The organism is Bradyrhizobium sp. 40 (assembly GCF_023100925.1).
Taxonomy (GTDB): Bacteria; Pseudomonadota; Alphaproteobacteria; order Rhizobiales; family Xanthobacteraceae; genus Bradyrhizobium.
In genome coordinates this window covers 2,581,083-2,604,906 of the sequence record NZ_CP064688.1, presented here as the reverse complement: position 1 = coordinate 2,604,906, position 23,824 = coordinate 2,581,083, and the positions used below count along the sequence as shown (strand labels likewise).

Below are 23,824 nucleotides of genomic sequence, written 5' to 3'. Positions count from 1 at the left end.
CACAGCGCTCGCAAGGACAGCGTCGGACCAGCTCGTCATGGGAGTGTCGTGATGGTCCTTTGATTTGAGGAGCCTCGGGGAGCAGAGGATGCCAAGCGTTCGTTGGGTGAGACTTGTGGGGGTGGCCTGCGCCGCGCTGTCAGCGCTGGTGCTCTCGGTCAATTCTGCAAGCGCGACATCGCGCATCAAGGATCTCGCCAACATCGAAGGCGTGCGGCAGAACCAGCTCATCGGCTACGGACTCGTCGTCGGCCTCAACGGCACCGGCGACACCCTCAACAACATCCCCTTCACCAAGCAGTCGCTGCAAGCGATGCTCGAGCGCATGGGCGTCAACATCCGGGGCGCCACCATCCGTACCGGCAACGTCGCCGCCGTGATGGTGACAGGCAATCTGCCGGCCTTCGCCACCCAGGGCACGCGCATGGACGTCACCGTCTCCGCGCTCGGCGACGCCAAGAATCTCCAGGGCGGCACCCTGCTCGTCACCCCACTGCTCGGCGCCGACGGCAACGTCTATTCGGTCGCACAGGGCTCACTCGCGATCTCCGGCTTCCAGGCCGAGGGCGAGGCGGCGAAAATCGTGCGTGGCGTGCCGACGGTCGGACGCATTGTCAACGGTGCCATCATCGAGCGCGAGATCGAGTTCGCGCTCAATCGCCTGCCGAACGTTCGGCTTGCGCTGCGCAATGCCGACTTCACCACGGCCAAGCGGATCGCCGCCGCGATCAACGACTATCTCGGCGTCAAGACCGCCGAGCCGATCGACCCATCGACCGTGCAGCTTGCGATCCCGCCGGAGTTCAAGGGCAACGTCGTCGCCTTTCTCACCGAGATCGAGCAGCTCCAGGTCGATCCGGATCTCGCCGCCAAGATCATCATCGACGAACGCAGCGGCATCATCGTGATGGGCCGCGACGTCCGCGTCGCCACCGTTGCGGTCGCACAGGGCAACCTCACCGTCACGATCTCCGAGAGCCCGCAGGTCAGCCAGCCCAACCCGCTGTCCCGGGGCCGGACCGTGGTCGCGCCGCGCAGCAGCGTCAGCGTCACCGAGGACGGCAAGAAGTTTGCCGTCGTCAAGGACGGCGTCTCGCTTCAGCAGCTCGTCGACGGCCTCAACGGTCTCGGCATCGGCCCGCGCGATCTCATCAGCATCCTGCAGGCGATCAAGGCCGCCGGTGCGATCGAAGCCGACATCGAGGTGATGTGATGCAGACCGGCATGGTCAACACCGCACGTGTCGCCAGCTCCGCCTTCTCGGTGGAGAGCCGCAACGGCCGGCCGGACTTCGATCTCGCGGCGGCACTGCAAAAGGTCCCGCCGAAGCAGCAGGCCAAGGCGCAGAAGATCGCCACCGACTTCGAGGCGATGTTCCTCAACAGCATGTTCTCGCAGATGACCTCGGGTTTGAAGGGCGAAGGCCCGTTCGGCGACACCCCTGGCACCGGCGTATGGCGCTCGATGCTGACCGAACAATATTCCAAGAATTTCGCCAACGCCGGCGGCGTCGGCATCGCCACCGACGTCTATCGCACCCTGATCATGCAGCAGGCAAAAACGATCCGCACGGCATAAGGTCAAACGAGATGAACCACTTCAACGCCTCGCGTCAGCCGGTGCAAGCGCAGCGCCCGAACACCGCACCCGGCAGCGCCGAGGCGCGCAAGATCGCCGAGCAGTTGATGGATGCGATGAGTGCGCTGCTCGGCCTGATCGAGCGCGAGACCGAGCTGGTACGTGCCGGCCAGGTCCGCGAGGCGATGACCCTCGAGAGCAAGAAGCAGGAGCTGTCGCGAAACTATGTCGGCGCCGTCACCCAGTTGAAGGCGAACCAGGCGCAGCTCGCCAAATCCGCGCCCGAGCTGCTCTCGACGCTGCATCGGCACCACGATGCATTCCGCGCGATGCTCCAGGTCAATCTCACCGTGCTCGCAACCGCTCACGCCGTTTCGGAGAGCGTCGTGCGCGGCGTCAACGCCGAGATCCAGAAGCGCAACGTGCCGAACACCTACACGGCCGCGGGACGCCGCGCCACGCCGGGCCCACGCCACATCACGCCGCTCGCGGTCAGCCGCTCGCTCTGAGCGCGCGCAACAACAAACGACAATTTTACGAAAAACCGCGCGGCAACATCGTCGCGCGGTTAGGCACGTTTCCTTACCGGGTGTTCAATCCTGGTGTTCCATGGTTGCGTATTGAGAGGGGTTGGGATTTGACTCACGTGAGGCAACCAGGAGGCTGCCATGAGTACAGATTTCAGCATCAGGCCGGTGGGGATACCGGTCGCCGTGCAGATCGTAACGACGTCCAATGCGGCGGCGAACGAGGCCGTGCAAACCGATCTGCCCGTGAGCCAGACAGTGGCCGCTGGCGAGGCGAGCGCGCCTGCACGCAATGATTTGCGAAGCAGCGAGAACGTCTCACGCCAGGTCGTGTTCGACCAGGCGGCGGCGTCGTTCGTCTTCCAGGTCGTCAACGACAGGACCGACGCGGTGGTCAACCAGTTCCCCGACGAAGCAATGCTGCGCCGGCGGGCCTATTTCCATGCGCAGGATTTGAAATCCGAGCCCTCGCGTCCGGCCAGCACGGACCGCAGCGCCTGACCATCAGGCGTCGAGCCTCGCAACGGCAACATCGAGATCGCTCGAACCGGTCGCGGGACCGGTGACGACGTTCCTGATCTGCGTCTTGCCGGTATCCGTCAGCGTGGATTTGGTGTTGCCGAAGCGGAACGAGCCGTGCTCGATCACGGACGGCCGGAGAGACCAGCGGCGATATTGCGGTTGATCTCGATCAGCGGACGGAAGTGATCGAACTGCGGGCTCATCTGCAGCGCGGCGGTCTGGCTCAGCACGAACACGCTGATGTTGGCGATCTTCTGCCGGACGTCGATCGGCTGCGGATTGTTCTCGCGCATGGCCTCGCTCAGGAAAATCGTCCAGAGCTTGCGATTGAACATCAGGGCCTGCGTGGTCTGCTCGCTGAACGGCTCGGCGCTGTTGATCGCATCCTGAAGCTTGTTCGCGGCCTTGAGCAGGGTCTGCGCTTCGATGTCGCGAGGAGATGCGGTGGTCGTTGCAACACGCGCGTAGGCCGAGGCAGCGGAATTCGACATCAATCACACCCTGGAGGTTACCTAGCGCGTTGAACGCGCTTAAGGATTTCTTTCCTGACCCTAGGCAGCACCGCTTAAGATTTGCTTACATGTGTGCTTGGAAGCACTCCGGATTATTACGGGTCTCGGAGTTCTTCGTCATCGTGAAGCTAGACGCGCATGTGCACGCTGTAAACACGTCGCGCGTGGTGCGCGTCGATCTCAGCTAATCCTGCCTTAGCGATCTCAGTAAAATGAACGGCGGAGCGTTAGCCCCGCCGCGAAATCGATGAGCGACCTGCGCCGCGAAATTAGCGGAGCAGCTGCAGCACGCTCTGTTGCGACTGGTTGGCCAGCGACAGCGCGGACACCGCGATCGACTGGCGGGTCGACAGCGCCTGGCTGTTCGCCGCTTCCTCGTTGGTATCGGCCAGCGTCAGGTTGGCCGAGCCGGTCTGCAGAACGTTGATCAGGTTCTTGGAGAAGTCCTGACGCACCTGCACGATCGACAGATTCGAACCGAGCGAAGAACCCTCGGAGCGCAACGTGCTCGAGGCGGCATTCAGGCTGGCCAGCACCTTGTTGGTGGCACCGTTGTCGATGAAGTCCGTGCCGGGAACGAGATTGCTGAGACCCAGGCCGGCCGCGTTGAACACCACGCCGTTGATGCCGAGCGTCGAGCTGCCGTTCTCGTTGAAGACCAGCTTCAGCGTGTCGCCGTTGAGCAGGTTGACGCCGTTGAACGACGAGTCCTGCGAGGTCGTGTCGATCTGCGCCAGGATGTTGTTGAACTGACTGACCAGGCCGGAGCGCGCGGTCTGCGCGACGGGATCCTGAATCGGTGGCTGCGCGGTGGTAAAGGCCAGCACGCCGGTGAGCGTCCCGCCGACCGTACCGCCGGCGGCAGTCGAGCCGAGGGTCGAGGATGCGTACTCGTTGACGGTGGTGACCGTCAGCACGCCGTTGGCGTCGATCGTCGCCGTCAGGTGGTTGGCCTGAAGCTGCACATTGAGCTGGTCGAGCGTCTTGACGGTGCCGTTGGTGCCGTCGCCGAAGGTGACGTTGACCGGCGTGCCGCCGTTGAAGGAGGTGAAGGTCAGCGTCTTGCCGGCGACGCCACCAACACCGGAGTTGCGCGCCGCGGCGAAAGCGGTCGCCGTTCCCGTATTGCCGCTGAGACCGAACGCGTTGAGCGCATTGCCGGTGCCGGTGATCGACAGGTCGGCGTTGATGCCGGTGGAGAGCGCAAGCTGACCGCTGCTGTTCACCGACGAGGGGATCTGGCCCGCGGTGGTCGACAGCGTCGCCGAGCCGTTGAAGATGCTGGCGGTCTTGACGCCGGTGGCAAGGTCGATCGAGTTGAGCAGATCGGAGAGCGTCGCGCTCTGGAGGTAGACGGTCGAATTGCCGTTGCCGTCGGTGACGATGTTGCCGTTGACGCCGCCGGAGGTGACGCTCAACGCCGACTGGGGCGACTGGGCGTTTTTGAAAGTGATGGTGTGGCCGTCGATGTTCAGCGTCGAGCCGTCCTGAACGAGAGAGCCGAGCGAGCCCGCGGTCGTCGATCGGTCCGCAGTCACGCTCGCATTGCCTGCGCCGGTCGCCGCGGTCAGACCGAGCTTGTTGAGGAAGTCGGCCTTGCCGGTCAGGCTCAGATCGGCGCCGGTCGAACTCTTCAGCGTGACCTGGCCGCCCGTGACGGACGACGCCACCTGCAGGGTGCCGATCGGACCGCTCGAGCCGCTGACCGTAATGGTTGCCGCGCCTGCACTGATTGCCGCGGTCTTGACGCCGCTGGCGAGGTCGATCGCGCTGAGGACGTCGTTGACGGTCGCGCCGGGCGCAGCCGGCGTTCCCTCGTAGACGATCGAATTGCCGTTACCGTCGGTGGCGATGTGCCCGCTGGGGTTGAGGCCCCAGCCGGTCGGCTGCGTCGTCGGCGCGATACCGGTGCGGAAGGTGATGGTCTTGCCGTTGACCGTGATGGTGTCGCCGTCCGCGGGCGGCGCGCCGAAGGTGGTGGATGTCGTGGTGCCGACCAGTGTGGTGGTACCGGACAGTGCAGTCGTGCCGTCGGCCGCGGTCGCGGCAAACCCGACATTCGTGCCGGCGTTCGAGCCCAGCGAGGCGCCGAGCGCGGCGGTTCCCGTGACCGGGGTCACGCCACCGGCTGCGCCGGTATAGAGCACGTTGCTCTTGGCGGTCGCGCTCGCATAGGAGGTCGTGCCGCGCAGGTCGGCGGGCGTCGCACCGGGAATCGTGGTGGAGACGTTCGATTTCGTGGAATAGCCGACCGTGGTCTGCAACGCCTGGTTGGCGATCGACTTGGCGCTGTCGATCAGCTTCTGCAGCGAGGTGATGCCGGTGTTCGCGGCCTGGAGCACCTGCACACCGTTGTTGATGCCATCCAGCAGGTTGCCGATGTCGCTCGCCCGGTTGTCCAACCCCTGGGCCGTGAAGAAGTTGGTGGGATTGTCGAGCGCTGTGTTGACCTTCTTACCGGTCGACAGCCGCTCCTGCGTCGTGGCCAGCAAGTCGGCCGTCGACTGCAGCGACAACAGGTTCTGGCGAACGGACGCCGAGAGAACGATGTTGGACATTGGCGAGTCTTCCTCTTGAACCGGGTACGAATCGGCCGCGCGGTCTTGAAAGCGGGCTTTTGTCCAGTCTTAGAGGCTGTCCTTTAAAGTATGGTTAACGCCGGTTTAAGGGATAGGGTTAATGGGCGGTGAACGTCCCTGCCCCCTCCAGACGCAAAAAAGCGGCGGGGCAAATGACCCCGCCGCTCTTATTTTATTTAATGATACCAGTTACTTAGCGGAGCAATTGGAGCACACTCTGCTGCGAAGTGTTGGCCAGCGACAGCGCGGAGACCGCGATCGACTGGCGGGTCGACAGCGCCTGGCTGTTGGCCGCCTCGACGTTGGTATCGGACAGCGTGAGGTTCGAAGAACCGGTCTGCAGCACGTTGATCAGGTTCTTGTTGAAGTCCTGACGCACCTGCACCACCGAGAGGTTCGAACCGAGCGCTGAGGCTTCCGAGCGCAGCGTGCTCGACGCGGCGTTCAGGTTGGTCAGCACGCGATTGGACGCGGCGTTGTCGATGAAGTCGACACCGACGGTCAGGGCAGCGAGGCCCAGACCCTTGGAGTTGTAGGTCACGCCGGTGATGTTGAGGCTCGACTTGCCGGTCTCGTCGAACACCAGCTTGAGTTGATCGCCGTTCAGCAAATTGACGCCGTTGAACGAGGAGTCCTGCGAGGTCGTGTCGATCTGGTTCAGGATGTTGTTGTACTGAGACACCAGGTTCGCACGGGCCGTCTGTGCAACCGCATCCTGGACGGGGCTGGAAGCCGTCGAGAAGGTCAGCGCCGAAGTCAGCGTGCCGCCGATGCCACCGCCTGCGACGGTCGAACCGATCGTCGAGGACGCGTAGTCGTTGGACGCCGTGATGGTCAGCCGGCCGTTGGCGTCGATCGTTGCAGCCAGATTGTTGGCCAGAAGCGCCGTGTTGAGCTGATCGAGCGTCTTGACCGTGCCGTTGGTGCCGTCGCCGAAGGTGACATTGACCGCCGTGCCGCCGTTGAACGCGGAGAAGGTCAAGGTCTTGCCGGCAATGCCGCCGACCCCGGAGGTGCGCGCCGCGGTGAATGCCGACGCACTGCCGGTGTTGCCGGCCAGCCCGAATACATTCAGTGCATTGCCGCTGCCCGTGATCGTCAGATCGGCATTGATGCCGGTCGAGAGCTTGAGCTGACCGGACGTATTGATCGTCGAGTTCGACTGGCCTGTGGCGGTCGCAAGCGTCGCGGTGCCGTTGGCGTTGATCGTCGCGGTCTGCACGCCGGTGGCAAGGTCAATCGCCTTGAGCACGTCGGCAACCGTGCCGGCCTGCAGGTAGACGGTCGAGTTGCCGTTGCCGTCGGTGAGGATGTTACCGCTGGCACCGAAGCCGCTCGGAACGCTCGGAGCACCGGTCGAGCCCGGGATCGGCGCGTTCTTGAAGGTGATGGTATGACCATCGACGTTCAGCGACGAACCATCCGTAAGGGTTGCACCCAGCGAGGCGGCGCTCGTGGTCCGTGCGACGTTGACGGTGGCGTTGCCCGCACCGGTAGACGTCGTCAGGCCGAGAGCCTTGAGCAGGTCAGCCTTGCCGGTGACGCTGAGATCCGCACCCGTCGAGCTCTTCAGCGTGACGGCGCCACCTGCAGCGGTCGAGACGGCAGCACCTGGCTGGCTGTTGCTCACGGCGATCGTCGCAGCACCCGCGGTGATGGATACGGTCTTGACGCCGCTTGCCAGATCGATCGCGGACAAGAGATCGTTGACGGTCGCGGTGGCGAGATAGACGGTGGTGTTGCCGCTGCCGTCGGTGACGAGGTTGCCGCTGACGCCGGAACCGCTCGGAACGGCGGTCGACGCCGGAGCCGCGCCGCTGCGGAACGTGATGGTCTTGCCGTTCACGGTCACCGTGTCGCCATCGGCAGGCTGGGCGTTGCCGGCCAGGCCGGTCGCGGTCGTGCCGTTGGTGGCGATCAGGGTGATGGCGCCGGTCAGGGCCGTGGTGCCATCACCGGCCGTCGCGCCCGTGCTTGCAAAGGAGCCGATGGTGGCGCCGAGGGTCGTGGTGCCGGTTGCGGCCGTGGTACCGCCGGCCGTGCCGTTATAGAGCACGTTGCTGCTCGCAGTCGCGCTGGCAAAGGAGGTCGTGCCGCGCAGGTCCGCCGCCGTCGCACCAGCGATCGTGGTGGAGACGTTGGACTTGGTGGAGTAGCCGACGGTGGTCTGCAGCGCCTGGTTGGCGATCGACTTCGCAGAGTCGATCAGCTTCTGCAACGAGGTCAGGCCGGTGTTGGCAGCCTGCAGCACCTGCACGCCGTTGGCGATGCCGTCGAGCAGATTGTTGATGTCGCTGGCGCGGTTGTCGAGCGACTGTGCAGTGAAGAAGTTGGTGGGATTGTCCAGGGCCGAGTTGACGCTCTTGCCGGTCGACAGACGGTTCTGTGTGGTGGCGAGAAGATCAGCGGTGGACTGGAGAGACAGCAGGTTCTGACGAACCGACGCAGAGAGAACAATACCGGACATGACTCTTACCCTTCTGGTTTACGCGTCTTCGTTCGATCGCTTCAGATCGAGTGACGGGGACAGCGTGCCCCGACATGGCTAACAAAGGGTGAAACGACGCGCGTCCGCATTAAGCGCGGGTTCACCATAAGCGCGCGGAAGGCGTGGTCCCGGCCGGCAATCAGGTTGAAATCATTGGCATTTATCCACGCTTACTCTCCATTAACCATAACCGCTGGTTACTTTTCAGAGCGTCGCAAGGCTACTCGAATGACAGCTGACGCGCAAAAAAAGCGGCGGGGCCGAAGCCCCGCCGCCAGATCTTGCTTGCGATGTCGTCCGCTAGTTAGCGGAGCAGCTGCAGCACGCTCTGCTGCGACTGGTTGGCCAGCGACAGCGCGGAGACCGCGATCGACTGGCGGGTCGACAGCGCCTGGCTGTTGGCCGCCTCGACGTTGGTGTCGGCCAGGGTCAGGTTGGACGAACCGGTCTGCAGCACGTTGATCAGGTTCTTGTTGAAGTCCTGACGCACCTGCACGATCGTGAGGTTCGAACCAAGGCTCGACGCTTCCGAACGCAGCGTGCTCGACGCCGAGTTCAGGTTGGTCAGCACCTTGTTGGTGGCAGCGTTGTCGATGAAGTCGACACCGCTGGTCAGCGAGGCGAGGCCGAGACCCTTGGAGTTGTAGGTCACGCCGGTGATGCTCAGGTTCGACTTGCCGGTCTCGTCAAACACCAGCTTGAGCTGGTCGCCGTTCAAGAGGTTGACGCCGTTGAACGAGGAGTCCTGCGAGGTCGAGTCGATCTGCGCAAGGATGTTGTTGTACTGGCCGACCAGGTTCGAACGCGAGGTCTGGGCAACCGTGTCCTGGACGGGGCTGGAAGCCGTCGAGAACGTCAGGGACGAGGTCAGCGTGCCGCCGATCGCACCACCCGCGGCGCTCGAACCGATGGTCGAGGACGCGTAGTCGTTGGTGGTCGAGACCGTCAGCAGGCCGTTGGCGTCGATCGTCGCCGTCAGGTTGTTGGCCTGAAGCTTCGTGTTGAGCTGATCGAGCGTCTTGACCGTGCCGTTGGTACCGTCGCCGAAGGTGACGTTGACCGCCGTGCCGCCGTTGAAGGAGGAGAAGGTCAAGGTCTTGCCGGTGAGGCCGCCGACGCCGGAGGTGCGCGCGGCGGTGAAGGCGCTCGAGGTCCCGGTGTTGCCGGCAAAGCCAAGCGCGTTCAGCGCGTTGCCGGTGCCGGTGATCGACAGGTCGGCATTGACGCCGGTCGAGATCTTGAGCTGACCCGAGGCATTGATCGACGAGTTGGTCTGGCCGGCCGCAGTCGCAACCGTCGCGGTGCCGTTGGCATTGACCGTCGCGGTCTGCACGCCACTGGCAAGGTCGATCGCCTTGAGCACGTCGTTGATCGTGCCGGCCTGCAGATAGACCGTCGAGTTGCCATTGCCGTCGGTGAGGACGTTACCGCTCGTACCATAACCGCTCGGAACGCTCGGAGCACCGGTCGAGCCCGGGATCGGCGCGTTCTTGAAGGTAATGACGTGACCGTCGACATTCAGCGTCGAACCGTCGGCGATCGTCGCCCCCAGCGAGCCCGAGCTCGTGGTCCGGTTGACGTTGACGGTGGCGTTGCCGCCACCCACAGCCGTCGTCAGGCCGAGAGCCTTGAGCAGGTCAGCCTTGCCGGTGACGCTCAGATCCGCACCTGTCGAACTCTTCAGCGTGACGGCACCACCTGCGGCGGTCGAGACGGCAGCACCTGGCTGGCTGTTGCTCACCGCGATCGTCGCAGCACCCGCGGTGATGGATACGGTCTTGACGCCGCTTGCCAGATCGATCGCGGACAAGAGATCGTTGACGGTCGCGGTGGCGAGATAGACGGTGGTGTTGCCGCTGCCGTCGGTGACGAGGTTGCCGCTGACGCCCGAACCGCTCGGAACGGCGGTCGACGCCGGAGCCGCGCCGCTGCGGAACGTGATGGTCTTGCCGTTCACGGTCACCGTGTCGCCATCGGCAGGCTGGGCGTTGCCGGCCAGGCCGGTCGCGGTCGTGCCGTTGGTGGCGATCAGGGTGATGGCGCCGGTCAGGGCCGTGGTGCCGTCACCGGCCGTCGCGCCCGTGCTTGCAAAGGAGCCGATGGTGGCGCCGAGCGTCGTGGTGCCGGTCGCCGCCGTGGTACCGCCGGCCGTGCCGTTATACACGACGTTGCTGCTCGCGGTCGCGCTGGCGAAGCTGGTCGTGCCGCGCAGGTCGGCCGATGTCGCACCGGCGATGGTGGTGGAGACGTTGGACTTGGTGGAGTAGCCGACGGTGGTCTGCAGCGCCTGGTTGGCGATCGACTTCGCAGAGTCGATCAGCTTCTGCAGCGAGGTGATGCCGGTGTTGGCGGCCTGCAGCACCTGCACGCCGTTGGCGATGCCGTCGAGCAGATTGTTGATGTCGCTGGCGCGGTTGTCGAGCGACTGTGCGGTGAAGAAGTTGGTGGGATTGTCCAGGGCCGAATTGACGCTCTTGCCGGTCGACAGACGGCTCTGAGTGGTGGCGAGAAGATCAGCGGTGGACTGGAGGGAGAGCAGGTTCTGACGAACCGACGAGGAGAGAACAATACCGGACATTGAGTGTTACCCTTCTGGTACGCAACGCAACAAACTTCGATTAGGATTAATCGATGTCCGGGACGGTGAACACAGACGGCTAACAAAGCATGAAGCGTGTCGCGCCAGTCCTTGCGCGGATTCACCATATGCGCAATCGGAGCCATCTCAGGCTCGTCCATATCGTCATGATAGCATGATGCTTTTTCGCGCAACGACCCGGCGTTTGCGACTTGTCAACCATAACTCAGAGTAAGCAATCGGCTGCATCCGAATGCATCGTTGCACTTCGTCGAGCGGCACTCTGATGCCGTTGCAAAAAGAAAGCGGCGGAGCCGAAGCCCCGCCGCAATAGTCGTCTTACGATGTTCGTCCGCTTGTTAGCGGAGCAGCTGGAGCACGCTCTGCTGCGACTGGTTGGCCAGCGACAGCGCGGAGACCGCGATCGACTGGCGGGTCGACAGCGCCTGGCTGTTGGCCGCTTCGGTGTTGGTGTCGGCCAGGGTCAGGTTGGACGAACCGGTCTGCAGCACGTTGATCAGGCTCTTGTTGAAGTCCTGACGAACCTGCACCACCGAGAGGTTCGAGCCGAGGCTCGAAGCTTCCGAGCGCAGCGTGCTCGACGCGGCGTTCAGGTTCGACAGCACCTTGTTGGTCGCGGAGTTGTCGATGAAGTCGACACCGCTGGTCAGCGCCGCGAGGCCGAGACCCTTGGAGTTGTAGGTCACGCCGGTGATGCTGAGGTTCGACTTGCCGGTCTCGTCGAACACCAGCTTGAGCTGGTCGCCGTTCAAGAGGTTGACGCCGTTGAACGAGGAGTCCTGCGAGGTCGTGTCGATCTGGTTCAGGATGTTGTTGTACTGAGACACCAGGTTCGAACGCGAGGTCTGGGCAACCGTGTCCTGGACGGGGCTGGAAGCCGTCGAGAACGTCAGCGCCGAAGTCAGCGTGCCGCCGATCGCACCACCCGCGGCGCTCGAACCGATGGTCGAGGACGCGTAGTCGTTGGTGGTCGAGACCGTCAGCAGGCCGTTGGCGTCGATCGTCGCCGTCAGGTTGTTGGCCTGAAGCTTCGTGTTGAGCTGATCGAGCGTCTTGACCGTGCCGCTGGTGCCGTCGCCGAAGGTGACATTGACCGCCGTGCCGCCGTTGAAGGAGGAGAAGGTCAAGGTCTTGCCGCTGAGGCCACCGACGCCGGAGGTGCGGGCCGCGGTGAACGCGCTCGAGGTCCCGGTGTTGCCGGCGAAGCCAAGCGCATTCAGCGCATTGCCTGTACCGGTGATCGAGAGGTCGGCATTGACGCCGGTCGAGAGCTTGAGCTGACCCGAGGCATTGATCGACGAGTTGGTCTGGCCCGTGGCGGTCGCAAGCGTCGCGGTGCCGTTGGCATTGACCGTCGCGGTCTGCACGCCGGTGGCAAGGTCGATCGCCTTCAGCACGTCGTTGACCGTGCCGGCCTGCAGATAGACCGTCGAGTTGCCATTGCCGTCGGTGAGGACGTTACCGCTCGTACCATAACCGCTCGGAACGCTCGGAGCACCGGTCGAACCCGGGATCGGCGCGTTCTTGAAGGTGATGACGTGGCCGTCGACGTTCAGCGTCGAACCGTCGGCGATCGTCGCACCCAGTGAGGCCGAGCTCGTGGTCCGGTTGACGTTGACGGTGGCGTTGCCGCCGCCCACAGCAGTCGTCAGGCCGAGAGCCTTGAGCAGGTCGGCCTTGCCGGTGACGCTGAGATCCGCACCCGTCGAGCTCTTCAGCGTGACGGCGCCACCTGCAGCGGTCGAGACGGCAGCACCTGGCTGGCTGGCGCTCGTGGAGATCGTCGCAGCGCCGGAGGTGATGGAGACGGTCTTGACGCCGCTGGCCAGATCGATCGCGGACAAGAGATCGTTGACGGTCGCGGTGGCGAGATAGACGGTGGTGTTGCCGCTGCCGTCGGTGACGAGGTTGCCGCTGACGCCCGAACCGCTCGGAACGGCGGTCGACGCCGGAGCCGCGCCGCTGCGGAACGTGATGGTCTTGCCGTTCACGGTCACCGTGTCGCCATCGGCAGGCTGGGCGTTGCCGGCCAGGCCGGTCGCGGTCGTGCCGTTGGTGGCGATCAGGGTGATGGCGCCGGTCAGGGCCGTGGTGCCGTCACCGGCCGTCGCGCCCGTGCTTGCAAAGGAGCCGATGGTGGCGCCGAGCGTCGTGGTGCCGGTCGCCGCCGTGGTGCCGCCCGCCGCGCCGCTAAACACGACGTTGCTGCTTGCGGTCGCACTGGCGAAGCTCGTGGTGCCGCGCAAATCGGCCGCCGTCGCACCCGCGATCGTGGCGGAGACGTTGGACTTGGTGGAGTAGCCGACGGTGGTCTGCAGCGCCTGGTTGGCGATCGACTTCGCAGAGTCGATCAGCTTCTGCAGCGAGGTGATGCCGGTGTTGGCGGCCTGCAGCACCTGCACGCCGTTGGCGATGCCATCGAGCAGATTGTTGATGTCGCTGGCGCGGTTGTCGAGCGACTGTGCCGTGAAGAAGTTGGTGGGATTGTCCAGAGCCGAATTGACGCTCTTGCCGGTCGACAGACGGTTCTGCGTGGTGGCGAGAAGATCAGCGGTGGACTGGAGGGAGAGGAGGTTCTGACGAACCGAGGAGGAGAGAACGATACCGGACATTGGGTGTTACCTTTCTGGTAAACGACGCTTACTGTTACGCGTCTGCATGGATCGAGTGACCCAGCGACCGGCGGACCGTGGGGCGGAGTCCTCTAACGAAACATGAAATGAAATCGGCGCTTTTGCTGAGTCGGCGCGCGATTCGGCCCATTCGCACACTCGCGACGCCACGCAGCCGGGCGTTTTTGGCCTTGATATGATTGAGTTTTTCCGCGGCATCGGCCGGGATTTACAACTCGTTAACTAGTCTTGATGGAGTATTGCGCCCTGATCCGCCGCAACACACGCTCGGTTACGAAAGCGTTGATGGAGAACAGGCATGGCCCTCAAGGTCGAGCTCAGACCGCACGAACGCATCATCGTCGGTAACTGCGTAATAACCAACACCGACCAGCGCGCCCGCCTTCTGATCGACGGCGACAACGTGCCGATCCTGCGCGAGCGCGACATCCTCACGCCGGAGACCGCCGACTCGCCCGCCAAGCTCGTCTATCTGGCGGTCCAGCTCATGTACATCTCGCCGGATCCACAGACCCAGCACGGCACCTATTTCAACCTGGTGCGCGACATCGTCACCGCGGTGCCGAGTTCCTGGCCGATCATCGAGGGCATCAACAACAACATCCTCAACGGCGACCTCTATCGCGCACTGAAGGATGCCCGCAAGCTGATCGCCTATGAGGAGAAGCTGCGCGGCCAGTTCGAGGCCACGCATCCCAAGACGGAAGCGGGCCAGAACGACGTCAGCACCGCCGCCTGATCCCACGCGCTCGCAGGCCCACGCGGCGCGAACGACCGGGCCGGACGAACGACCAAGCCTCATAAACGACAACGGCCCCGGATCCTCTCCGGGGCCGTTGTCGTTTCAGACATACATCGAGCTACTGTGCCGCGAGCGGCGGCGCCTCGACTTCGATCACTCCCCCGCTCCGTCGTCCGCCGAATTCCAGTACGGCTGCGACCAGCGCATCGATGTCGGACTCCTCGGTACGGTGATTGACGATCGCGGCGCGGATCGCAAACCTGCCGTCCAGCGTCGTGCTCGAGGGCGCCGCGATACCGGACTCCTGGATGTCGGCGACGATCTCGCGATTGACCTCGTCGGCAGCGCGGTAACGGAAGCAGACGATGTTGAGATTGACCGATGCCAGCAATTCCAGCCGCGGCTCTGCGAGAACGCGCGTCTCCAGATATTTCGCCAGCGCACAGCTTCGCGCAATCACCGCACCGAGCCGATTTGTGCCGAACGTCTTCAGCGTGAACCACGTCTTCAGCGCACGGAAGCCGCGCGACAGATCGGGGCCGAGATCGCAGGGCCAGATCGCGCCGGCCGCAAGCCCCCTCGCCTCGCGGCGCAGATAGGCCGCGGGCTGCGCAAAGGCCTGCCGATGCTGCTCGCCGTCGCGCACCAGCAGGAAGCCGGCGTCATAAGGCACCTGTCCCCATTTGTGGAAGTCGAGCGCAATGGAATCCGCAAGCTCGATGCCACCGAGCAGCGGCGCAAGCTCGGGCGACAGGATCGCGAGCGCACCGAAGGCGCCGTCGACGTGAAACCAGATCCCCTCCTCGCGGCACAGCTCCGCGATCGCCTTGAGATCGTCGACCGCGCCGATGTCGACCGTACCGGCGGATGCGACGACGAGGAACGGCTTGAAGCCAACCTCGCGATCGATCGCAATCTGCGCACGGAGCGCGGCAACGTCGATGCGATGATCGGCATCGACGCCGATCTTGCGCAGCGCATCGGTGCCAAGCCCGGCGATGTCCATCGCCCTCGAGACGCAGCCATGCGCGGCCTGCGATGTATAGGCGGTGAGAAGCGCACCGTCATTGCCGATGCCGCACTGCCGCGCCAGCGTGCCGAGCGCGCTCGTACGTGCCACCAGCACCGCCATCAGATTGGCCATCGACGTGCCCGTGACGAAGATGCCGCTCGCGCTTTCCGGGAAGGCGAACAGGCTGCGCATCCAGTGGACGATCTGGCGCTCGACCTCGATCGGCATGTGGTCGCGGCCGCCGAGATTGGCGTTGAGGCCCGCCGCGAGCATTTCCGCGACCATGCCGACCGCTGTGCCGCCGCCATGCACCCAGCCCATGAAACCGGGATGAACGTTCCCGGTCGCATAGGGCGCGACATGTTCGGAGAAGTCGCGATAGACGTCGGCGAGATCGCTCGCCTCGCGCGGCACGTCGGCCTTGAATGCCGCGCGGACGCCGTCGGGGATTGGCTGCCACACCGGGCGCGCGCGAACGTTGGCGATGCCGTCGATCGTTTCGTCAAGCATGCGATGGGCGAGCGCGCGAAACTCGCTCCAGTCCTGCGGATCGAGCGAGGTGTGCGTGACGGAGCTTTGCGTGTTGCGGATGATCTCGTTCATGCTGCACTCTCCTCGCCCGCTCGCGCATGCCGCGACAACATCGCCGTGAATGCCGCAAAGATCTTGCGCATCTGCGGCGGCTTGTACGGAAACACGGCCGGCGGATCCATGTTGTGCACGACGGCGGTGTTGTCGGCTTCGAAGACCAGGAGTTCGCCGTTCTGGTTCTCGGCGCAATCGACGATGAAGTAGTCGAGGCCGACGCGCCTGCTCATCTCGTCGAGCGCGATTTTGTGGCGCGCCGCGAACGCATGATCGAAGTCGAGCATGAAGACGGCTTCCTCGGCCCGCTTCTCCTCGCTGAACGCCATGAAGGCGTTGAGATACCAGATGTCCCAGCGATCGGCGATCGCCATGTGGCAGGCATAGGGTTTGCCGTCGACCATTGCGAGACGATATTTGCGATAGAGCCCGTCCGGACTCGCATAGTCGACGAAGCGCGCGACGAAAAAATCCTGCTCTTGCCGATCGGCGAGATAGGTCGCGAGCGCCGCCGCGTCATCGAGCTTGGCAAGCCCGACGCCGGCATGCGAGCCGCGCGGCCGCGCGATCATCGGAAAGTGCAGTTCGCCCGCAATGTCCTCGCAGGCGATATTCCCCGTGGAGAGATCCGACAATTGCGCGCGCGTCGCGTGGATGGTCGCGGGAATGTCCAGGCCGGGCACGCCCGCCAGCAGACGATAGAGCTTGTCGCGATCGAGATTGCCGATGAGATCCGGACGATTGAGCAGCGGCCTCGGCCAACGCGGCGCGGCCTTCTCGATCAGCGCGAGCGCCTCCCGGCACTCCTCGGAATCGGATGCGATCACGACAGCGACGTCGTGCTCGGGCAAAGTCTCCGGCAGGCCGATGCCCTTGACCACGTAAAGCGTCAACAGCTCGATGTCGGAGTCTTCAAGCAGGAAGTCGATCGGCGTGTTGCCGCCCATGTCGATATCGGCGGCGAGCGCGAGCACGCGCAACCGGGGTTTGGCAGCAACGCAAGGCGTACGAAACAATTGGTGGAAGGAGAGCACCTCGGTCTGGATCACCAGCCCGGCCTCCTTCTCGCCGAGAAGCTGGGCAATCAGCGAGAGATCGAGGCCTTCGCCCGCCTCCGCCGTCCCCTCCTCGATCCGCGCCAGCAGCCGCTCGCGCAACGGATGCAGGTCGCCGCCCTCAAAGGCGCGGCGCGTCAACTGCGCAAAGCCGATGCGGTCGGCATGGTTCGGCGCGGTCACACCGCTCGGCGCGGAAACTGGAAGTTGCATCTCACACCTCGAACGCGGACTTTGCCGGCACGGCCGCAACCGCGCCACGGTCAAGCAGCAGCTCGATCTTCACCAGCACATGGGCGATGCGATCGAGAACCTGCTGCACATTGCGTTGCGCCTGCATTGTATCCGGCGACCACGCCTCGGTCACCAATCGTGCGCCGACACAGAGGCGCAACACGGCCTGCGGCGCGCTGTCCTGCCGCTCCAGTCGGACCGGCTGGCCGACGAGACAGCGCTGGGCGGCCACTTGCCGGTCCGCCGCGCTGCCGCTGATCTCCTCGGCCATGTCGCACGCCAGCGCCCGATGCACGGCGCTGGTCTCGGCGATCGAGACCGGCTTGCCGCCGCGCAGCAGCGTGAACGGAAAGATCGTGGCTTGTGCGAATTCCTCGTCGTCCGGGCCTGACTTCTCGATCGCGGTGGGAACGGCGCGAAGCGACGGCGACAACGCGATCATGCTGTCGATGCCAGTTGCAAGCTCGGCCAGCACCCTGGCGCGGAAAGCCCCGGGCACGGCGTAGTAGCTGCCGATCTCGGCCAGCGCCGCCTCCCAGCGCAGCCATTGACCGAAATTCGGCCGGCGCTCGAAGCGCGAGCGTAGCGTCGTCCACGCCACCGGCCAGTCGCAGCGGCCGGCATAACCGAAGATGCCAGGCGCGATCGCGCCCATCCGGTCGATCGACCGCGACAGGCCTTTCGGCAGCAGCAGCGCACCGCTGAAGGCGGGTCCGCCGAAGAATTTCGAACCGGTGATCAGCACCATGTAACCGCGGTCGAGATAGGCGCGCAGCCGCCGGCGGCCGAGCCGCGCCTGACAAGCATCGACGACGAATTGAACCTTGCGCGGCCAGCGCCGCGCGATCTCATCGAGACAGGCCTCGCTTGGAGCGCGCCAACCGAATTTTGACGAATCCATGATCTGCAACAAAACGCGGCGGCCTTGCGCGAGGCTGGTCTCGACCGCGCGCAGCACGGCGGCATCGGCATCGGTGCGCATCGCAATGCCGGCCGCCATGTCGATCAGCGGCACAGCAATGCTGTCGCCGGCGAGCCCCGTCACCGCGCCGTCCTTGCGCACGGCCATGCCGCCTGCGGTCATCGTGCTGAAATGGTGGCCGCGTGCAGTATGCGGCGTTCCGCTTCCGGTCTGGTCGGCGCCGACCACGATCGTCACCGGCGCCGCGCCGAGCACTGCGCGCGCCACGAACAGGGCGTGAAGCTGGGAGTCCGTGCCGGACGGCGAGAACACGATGTCGATGCGCGACGAGAGCGCAAGGTGGCCGCGCAGCTCCTCGCGCATATCTTCGCAGCGGGCGTCAAAGGCGATTTCGACCTCGTCGAACAGGCACTTGTGCATCAGCTCTTCGCGCGCCAACGCGGCACGGTCATAGGCCATCTGCGAGATCGTCGACGCGGTTGCGGAGGCGAAATTCCAGAGCTCCGGCTCCGGCGACGCCGCGCAGCCATAGGCGTTGACACGGTCGTTCGGATCGAGCGCCAGCCGCGGGTCTCCGCCGGAGGCGAGCAGCGTATCCAGCGGTGTGAAGAGATCGCGCAGGCGATAGCGCGAGCCGCCGTCGGACGCGCGCTCGCTGGCTGACAGACGGGATGCGCCGGCGCTCATCCCGAAAGGCTCACGCCGCATCGGCCGCCGCCGCGGGCGCCGGTGCGAATTGCGAGGTGATGTCGCCGTGGAACACCGACGGTCCGACGTGATCGAGCGAGCTCTGGATGTCGGCCCAGATCTCGCCGCCGATGTCGGTCCAGCGCTTGCAGAAGGCGAAGTCCTCGGACAGATAAGTGCCGGTCGCCGCATCGATCATGCATTCGAACAAGGCAAACCGGTTCTGGCTCGCCGCCAGCGTATCGTGCGAATGCTCGCGGAAGAATTGCAAGGCCGCGTAGTCCGGATGGCGGCACATCGCCTCGAGCACGGAGCGCCGGATCATCAGGAAGCCGGTGCCGGCGTAGCGCACACGCGTGAAGCCGTTCACCACCACGATGCGGTCGGGGTCCTCGATCTCGAGCACGTAGTCGAGCGATGCGGCCGGCACGTCGGCGCGGCCGGACTGGATCGCCCGCGCGGCCTTGTCCCAGTTGATCCGCTTGATCGGATAGCAGCCGGCGACGACGTCCGCGCCGCACTCGATCAACCGGAACACCTGCTCCGGCTTGAAGCCGATGTCGGCATCGATGAACAGGAAATGCGTCGCTTCGGGATCGTCCAGGAACATCGCGGCCAGATTGGCCCGCGCGCGCGTGATCAGCGCATCGCCGTCGCGCAGCAGCACCTTGAGCTCGAGATTGGCCATGCCGTGCACGGCGCGCTGGAGCGCGAAGATCGAGCTCGCATAGATGCTCGTCACCTGCCCGCCGAAACATGGCGTGGCCACCACCAGTTTCATCTTCTCCGACATCGTCAGCTCCGCCCCGCTGCAATCCTCACCAAGAGGTAAAGAGGCATGGTTAACGGCGCCTTAACGCCCGCTTACAGGAACTTGACGAGCGAGAGCTGCGCGAGGTTCGAGGTCACCTGGTAGGATGCCTGGAGTGCATTCTGGAGCGACAGGATCTCGCTCGCAACTTGGTCCGGCGGCGCCGATTCCGCCTGGTCGATGATAGTCTGGAGCTGCGCCTTGGCCTGGGTCTGGCGCGTACCCGCGTCCTTCATGGTGTTCTGGGCCATCGCGATGTCGGTCTGGATGTCCTCGATGCGCTGCTGGCCGGGCTGCTTGGTCAGGGCCTGCGTCACCCGCAGGCTCAGTGCGGCGACCTGCCCGCCCGAATACTGCCCGGTCGGCGAGGTCGAGAACGTCCCGAACACGGCGACTGCCTGCAGCTCCTTGCGGATCGCGTCCTCGTTCGCCTGCGCGCCATACTGCACCGTGACGGAATCGTCGACCCGGGCCATCGCGGTGGAGCGCGGCGAGCCGGGGCCGTCATTGCCCAGGTACCATTGCACGGTGGTGGCCGAGCCGTTCACCAGCGTCGTCGCCGAGCCGAGGGGCGACGAGCCGACGCGCAGCGGAGCCTTTGCCGCCGTGACCGGGGAGGTCGTGAAGCCGAGCGCCGCGAACGCCGTGCTGTTCGAGCTCGTGATGTTGAGGCTCCCGGGATCGTCCGTGTTGATCGTGATCACGCCGCCATGGATGGTCGACGGCTTCGTGGTGCCGGTGATCTGATCGATCTTGCCAAGCAGAGTTGTGATGTTGTCCGTGATGTTGATCTGGTTTGGGCCGCTGGCGCCCGAGGCGACAAAAGTCAGCGTCTGACCGTTCACCGTGATCGTATCGGGATTAATGGCAGGCGGACCCGCCGACCCCGCCTGGAACGCCGCTGACAGGACTTCCGGGCCGCCCGTGGTCGCAGTGCCGCTCAGCACAGTTGAACCGGTGATCTGAGGCGTCGACGCCACGCTGCCGCGCGTCACGCTGCTGAGACCGAGCGCCGTGGCCGCCGCGCCGCCGGTGACCGCCACGTCCGTGCCGGTGCCGGTCGCGATCTGGATATTGCCGCCGGCGCTCAGAGTCACGTTGGCGGCGGGGATGCCGGCGGCAGTCGCGATTGCATTCAAGATATCAGACACCTTCGCGGCGCTGCCCGAAGCCAATCCGATCGTGGTATTGCCGCTAGCCGTCGTGACAGTGGTGACGTTAGGGTCGAAGGTAATGGTATGGGCGCCGCTCGCGCCGGTGATGGTCAGGGTGGTACCGGTCGGAGCGTTGGCGAGCGCGTTGAGAATGGTCCCGTTGAGATGGGGGGTCGCCGAAGAATCGAGCGACGTGGTCGTAGACGCAATCGCCAATGCGCTGTCCTGCAACGCGACCGAGCCCGTCCCGGTCGTCGAGGTATAGGAGCGCAGATTGCCGGTGGCCGCCACATTCGCGGTGGCTGATCCCGCCGTATTGAAGAAATTGTCGCCGGCGGTGACGGCGGAGGCCGCCACCAGCGAGGTGCCGGCGAGCTTCTTGATCGCGGTGTTCAGCGCGGTGTTGAGGTTCGTCGCCGTGTTGTTCGGGTTGACCGGGACGCTTGCATCGATGGCAAAGCTGCCGACAGGCGTCGGCGTCGCGGTGGACGCCGTCAGGTCAATCTGCTCGGTCGAGCCATCGGGCAGCGTGAACTGCACGCTGAGCTTGTCGCCATTTTTCGGATTGACGCCGTTGAGGTCAACCGAGAACGACACCGGCGAGCCGCTCGGGCCGGTGACCGTCGCGCCGGTCAACGTCGAGGAGACTGCAGCGATCTTCAGGCCGAATGGCGATACGGCCGCGTCCTCCGACACCATCACCGAGCTCGGCGTCGGCTGTGGCGTCGCCAGCACCAGCCGGCCCATGCCGTTGGCGCCGAGGTCGGCGGCCTGACGCTCCGCCATGACGGTCTTGAAGCCCGCCTGCGTCGTGGTGCCGTTGATGATGTCGCCGGCGTTCGCGACCGACGGCGTGTTGAAGGCGGTGCCGGAGAACAGATAGCGGTTGCCGGATTGCGTATTGAGAACGCCGACCATCGAGCCGAATTGCGCAGCTGCGGTGTTCTGCGCAACCGTCTGGCCGTTGACGTTGAGATCCTGCGCGGTGTTGGCCGAACCCGTCTGCACCGTGTTGCGGATCGTGGTCAGCGACTGCAACGCGGTATTGGCGAGGTTGACGCTGACGTTGACGTTGGTCATCGTGTCGGTATAGGCGGCGATGTTGGAGAGCTGCGCGCGCCCGGCGATCGCAAAGCCCTCGTTGGTGCCCATGCCGGAATAGTTCTGCGACAGCTTGCCGGTCGAGAGCTGCGTCGACAGGTCGGTGAGCTGCTGGTTGATGTTGCGGATCTGCGAGCCGAGAACCGACGAGGAGTAGTTGATGCTGCTGATCGACATGTTTCAGAGCCCTGTTACTTGTTACACTTGAGCCTGGAGCAGCGTATTCATCATGCTCTGCACCACCGACATGACATGAGCGTTGGCGGCATAGGCATTCTGGAGCTGGATCAGGTTCGACATCTCCGAGTCCAGGTTGACGCTGGCGGTCGAGTTGAACTTGGCCTGCAGCGTCGAGACCACGACGCTCTGGCCCTGCTGGAGCTGGGTCGCCTGGGTCGCGGCATTGCCCTGAACGCTCAGGAACTGCTGGAGGTAGTTCGAGACGCTGCCGGTGAAGGGCTGGCTCGCCGAGCCCAGACCGGATTGCGGCGAATAGGAGAACACCGCCGAGGTGAGCTGCGAATAGAGATAGTCCGAGCGCGCGGTGTCGCCGGTGGGCGTCACCGGCGAGGTGTTGTAGATCGACAGCCTGGTCGGGTCGGTCGCGAGCTGCGTGTTCACGGCGATGCGCCCGGCAAGGCCGGTCATCTGCGAACCCGATGCTGTGATCGCGCCGGTGTAGAGCGCCTGGCCGCCATCGGTGAACAGCGGCAGTTGCGGATTGCCCGAGGTCAGCGACGAGATCGTCTTGGTGATCGAGGCCGAATTGACCTTGGCGAGGCCGCTGTTGTCGTCGGTCACCCGCAATGTGGTGACCGTCGCCGGCGACGGGGCGGCGGCGAACGACAGATGCGAGCCGGAAAGTGCGGTGTTGAGCGCCGAGGCGATCGCGCTCATGCCGCCGGAGAAGTTCACCCCGATCTGCATCGGATTGGCGTTGGTGGGGTTCTGCAGCGGCAGCGCCGCCGGATCAGTTACGTTGACCAGCGTGACCTGTCGCTTCGTGTTGGTGGTCGTGTCGGTGTAGCTGAAGTTGACGCTGTTGCCCGGGGCCGCCCCGGCAAGGTCGAGATCGAAGCCGGCCGGCGGGCCGGTGACCGTGCTGCCGGCCGCGGTCTTGTCCGACAACGCGCTCGACATCGTTGCGGCGAACTGGTCGATCTGGTTCTGCGCCTGCACCAGCGTCTGGTCGCGCAGCTTCAGATCGGCCGCGATCTGGCCCGAAGACACCACGTTGTTGGCGATGACGTCGACCGACGATCCGTTCGGGAGCTTGATGTTGAACGCGCCAACGCCGGATTTGGCCGGATCGATGTTGTAGAGCGAGGTCGCCGACAGCGCGCCGGCGGACGCAAAGGTGAATTGCGAGGCCAGCCCGGCGCCGACCAGCTGGATGCCGGTGGTGGTGTAGATGTTGGCCTGATTGGACCCGTCGACGGTGACGTGGACGTCGACATATTTCGACAACGTGTTGATGGCCTGGTCGCGCTGGTCCATCAGCGTCGCAGCCGAGGGGTCGTGTTCCGACAGGCCCTGGAGTCTGGAGTTGATGTCGGCGACTTGCTGCATCGCCGCGTTGGCCTGCTGCGCCGAGGTGCTGAGATCCTGCTCGACGTTGGAGCGCAGCGACTGGATGCCCTTGGTGGTGAGGTTGAGCTGCTGCGCCAGCGTCTGCGCGGCGCCGAGCGCAACCGTTTGCGCCGACGACGAGCCCGCGTTGGTCGACAACGCCTGCAGCGCCGTGGTGAAACTGTTCAGCGCGGTTTCGAGCGTACCGCTGTTGCCGGGCGTGCCATAGACATTCTGAAGCTGCTTCAGAATGTTGGCCATCTGGTCGGCGTAGCCGCCGCCGCCGGTCTCGGTGCGCAGCTGCTTCTGCACATAGGTGTCGAGCTCGCGGCTGACGCCGGTCGTCGTCACCGTCGAGCCGAAGTCGCCGGTGGTGACCTCGATCTGGTTCGGCGTCTGGACGACGTAACCCGGCGTCTGCGAGTTGGCGACGTTCGAGGAAACGATCGAGAGCGCAGCCTGATTGGCACGCAGACCGCTCATCGCACTGGCGAGGGCTGAACTCAAACCCATG

At 64.7% G+C, this 23,824-nt stretch carries 17 protein-coding genes; 5 read left to right on the top strand and 12 right to left on the bottom strand.

What is annotated here, in order from left to right; translation table 11 throughout:
* Positions 1-88: 88 nt before the first annotated feature.
* From IVB40_RS12360 to IVB40_RS12345, 4 genes are all read left to right on the top strand, one after another.
* Positions 89-1,213 (top strand): flagellar basal body P-ring protein FlgI, encoded by a 1,125-nt coding sequence (locus IVB40_RS12360; RefSeq protein ID WP_007602120.1) that lies wholly within the window; start codon positions 89-91, stop codon positions 1,211-1,213.
* A complete protein-coding gene (gene flgJ, locus IVB40_RS12355) occupies positions 1,213-1,578 on the top strand; it encodes a flagellar assembly peptidoglycan hydrolase FlgJ (protein ID WP_027567592.1) in 366 nt (121 codons plus the stop codon). Before IVB40_RS12360 ends, flgJ begins: the two co-directional genes overlap by 1 nt.
* An 11-nt stretch (positions 1,579-1,589) precedes the next feature.
* Positions 1,590-2,087 (top strand): hypothetical protein, encoded by a 498-nt coding sequence (locus IVB40_RS12350; RefSeq protein ID WP_027518929.1) that lies wholly within the window; start codon positions 1,590-1,592, stop codon positions 2,085-2,087.
* A gap of 159 nt (positions 2,088-2,246) precedes the next feature.
* Complete coding sequence (locus tag IVB40_RS12345) at positions 2,247-2,606, top strand: hypothetical protein (protein ID WP_027567591.1); 360 nt, start codon at positions 2,247-2,249, stop codon at positions 2,604-2,606.
* 3 nt (positions 2,607-2,609) lie between these two features.
* Here IVB40_RS12345 and IVB40_RS12340 read toward each other — a convergent pair whose 3' ends face one another.
* The 6 genes from IVB40_RS12340 to IVB40_RS12315 form a co-directional block, all read right to left on the bottom strand.
* Entirely contained in the window at positions 2,610-2,753 is a 144-nt protein-coding gene (locus tag IVB40_RS12340; RefSeq protein WP_155809706.1) for a hypothetical protein, read from the bottom strand.
* Positions 2,750-3,118 carry a flagellar biosynthesis regulator FlaF gene (gene flaF / locus IVB40_RS12335; RefSeq protein ID WP_007612319.1) on the bottom strand — a complete coding sequence of 123 codons (369 nt, stop codon included), beginning with the start codon at positions 3,116-3,118 and terminating at the stop codon, positions 2,750-2,752. The genes IVB40_RS12340 and flaF overlap by 4 nt, the downstream gene beginning before the upstream one ends.
* 290 nt (positions 3,119-3,408) lie before the next feature.
* Positions 3,409-5,697, bottom strand: coding sequence for a DUF1522 domain-containing protein (locus IVB40_RS12330; protein ID WP_027567590.1), 2,289 nt, complete (start codon positions 5,695-5,697; stop codon positions 3,409-3,411).
* 214 nt (positions 5,698-5,911) lie between these two features.
* Positions 5,912-8,185: a DUF1522 domain-containing protein gene (locus tag IVB40_RS12325; RefSeq protein WP_247400452.1), complete on the bottom strand. Its 2,274-nt coding sequence runs from the start codon at positions 8,183-8,185 to the stop codon at positions 5,912-5,914.
* A 325-nt stretch (positions 8,186-8,510) separates the two neighbouring features.
* The gene (locus IVB40_RS12320) at positions 8,511-10,784 is read right to left on the bottom strand and encodes a DUF1522 domain-containing protein (RefSeq protein ID WP_247818944.1); all 2,274 of its coding nucleotides are present in this window, start codon (positions 10,782-10,784) and stop codon (positions 8,511-8,513) included.
* Positions 10,785-11,143: 359 nt separating this feature from the next.
* Positions 11,144-13,417 (bottom strand): DUF1522 domain-containing protein, encoded by a 2,274-nt coding sequence (locus tag IVB40_RS12315; RefSeq protein WP_247807527.1) that lies wholly within the window; start codon positions 13,415-13,417, stop codon positions 11,144-11,146.
* Positions 13,418-13,736: 319 nt separating this feature from the next.
* Between IVB40_RS12315 and flbT the strand changes: the two genes are divergently transcribed.
* Positions 13,737-14,177, top strand: coding sequence for a flagellar biosynthesis repressor FlbT (gene flbT, locus IVB40_RS12310; protein WP_106946838.1), 441 nt, complete (start codon positions 13,737-13,739; stop codon positions 14,175-14,177).
* Positions 14,178-14,298: 121 nt separating this feature from the next.
* Here flbT and IVB40_RS12305 read toward each other — a convergent pair whose 3' ends face one another.
* From IVB40_RS12305 to flgK, 6 genes are all read right to left on the bottom strand, one after another.
* Positions 14,299-15,795: an aspartate aminotransferase family protein gene (locus IVB40_RS12305; RefSeq protein WP_247818943.1), complete on the bottom strand. Its 1,497-nt coding sequence runs from the start codon at positions 15,793-15,795 to the stop codon at positions 14,299-14,301.
* Positions 15,792-17,045, bottom strand: coding sequence for a hypothetical protein (locus IVB40_RS12300; protein WP_247818942.1), 1,254 nt, complete (start codon positions 17,043-17,045; stop codon positions 15,792-15,794). Before IVB40_RS12300 ends, IVB40_RS12305 begins: the two co-directional genes overlap by 4 nt.
* A gap of 1 nt (position 17,046) precedes the next feature.
* Positions 17,047-18,696 carry a hypothetical protein gene (locus IVB40_RS12295; protein WP_247818941.1) on the bottom strand — a complete coding sequence of 550 codons (1,650 nt, stop codon included), beginning with the start codon at positions 18,694-18,696 and terminating at the stop codon, positions 17,047-17,049.
* Positions 18,686-19,468: a hypothetical protein gene (locus IVB40_RS12290; protein WP_027566882.1), complete on the bottom strand. Its 783-nt coding sequence runs from the start codon at positions 19,466-19,468 to the stop codon at positions 18,686-18,688. The genes IVB40_RS12295 and IVB40_RS12290 overlap by 11 nt, the downstream gene beginning before the upstream one ends.
* Before the next feature lie 71 nt (positions 19,469-19,539).
* Entirely contained in the window at positions 19,540-21,918 is a 2,379-nt protein-coding gene (locus IVB40_RS12285; RefSeq protein ID WP_247818940.1) for a flagellar hook associated protein, read from the bottom strand.
* Positions 21,919-21,939: 21 nt separating this feature from the next.
* Entirely contained in the window at positions 21,940-23,823 is a 1,884-nt protein-coding gene (gene flgK / locus IVB40_RS12280) for a flagellar hook-associated protein FlgK (RefSeq protein WP_247818939.1), read from the bottom strand.
* Position 23,824: the final 1 nt, after the last annotated feature.

Excerpts from the sequence above, each read along its gene's own strand:
- IVB40_RS12315 (WP_247807527.1), bottom strand. The coding sequence starts at position 13,417 with ATGTCCGGTATCGTTCTCTCCTCCTCGGTTCGTCAGAACCTCCTCTCC.
- IVB40_RS12320 (WP_247818944.1), bottom strand. The coding sequence starts at position 10,784 with ATGTCCGGTATTGTTCTCTCCTCGTCGGTTCGTCAGAACCTGCTCTCC.
- flbT (WP_106946838.1), top strand. The coding sequence starts at position 13,737 with ATGGCCCTCAAGGTCGAGCTCAGACCGCACGAACGCATCATCGTCGGT.
- IVB40_RS12295 (WP_247818941.1), bottom strand. The coding sequence starts at position 18,696 with ATGCGGCGTGAGCCTTTCGGGATGAGCGCCGGCGCATCCCGTCTGTCA.
- IVB40_RS12305 (WP_247818943.1), bottom strand. The coding sequence starts at position 15,795 with ATGAACGAGATCATCCGCAACACGCAAAGCTCCGTCACGCACACCTCG.
- flgJ (WP_027567592.1), top strand. The coding sequence starts at position 1,213 with ATGCAGACCGGCATGGTCAACACCGCACGTGTCGCCAGCTCCGCCTTC.
- IVB40_RS12330 (WP_027567590.1), bottom strand. The coding sequence starts at position 5,697 with ATGTCCAACATCGTTCTCTCGGCGTCCGTTCGCCAGAACCTGTTGTCG.
- IVB40_RS12300 (WP_247818942.1), bottom strand. The coding sequence starts at position 17,045 with ATGCAACTTCCAGTTTCCGCGCCGAGCGGTGTGACCGCGCCGAACCAT.
- IVB40_RS12290 (WP_027566882.1), bottom strand. The coding sequence starts at position 19,468 with ATGTCGGAGAAGATGAAACTGGTGGTGGCCACGCCATGTTTCGGCGGG.
- flgK (WP_247818939.1), bottom strand. The coding sequence starts at position 23,823 with ATGGGTTTGAGTTCAGCCCTCGCCAGTGCGATGAGCGGTCTGCGTGCC.
- flaF (WP_007612319.1), bottom strand. The coding sequence starts at position 3,118 with ATGTCGAATTCCGCTGCCTCGGCCTACGCGCGTGTTGCAACGACCACC.
- IVB40_RS12285 (WP_247818940.1), bottom strand. The coding sequence starts at position 21,918 with ATGTCGATCAGCAGCATCAACTACTCCTCGTCGGTTCTCGGCTCGCAG.
- IVB40_RS12350 (WP_027518929.1), top strand. The coding sequence starts at position 1,590 with ATGAACCACTTCAACGCCTCGCGTCAGCCGGTGCAAGCGCAGCGCCCG.
- IVB40_RS12325 (WP_247400452.1), bottom strand. The coding sequence starts at position 8,185 with ATGTCCGGTATTGTTCTCTCTGCGTCGGTTCGTCAGAACCTGCTGTCT.
- IVB40_RS12360 (WP_007602120.1), top strand. The coding sequence starts at position 89 with ATGCCAAGCGTTCGTTGGGTGAGACTTGTGGGGGTGGCCTGCGCCGCG.
- IVB40_RS12345 (WP_027567591.1), top strand. The coding sequence starts at position 2,247 with ATGAGTACAGATTTCAGCATCAGGCCGGTGGGGATACCGGTCGCCGTG.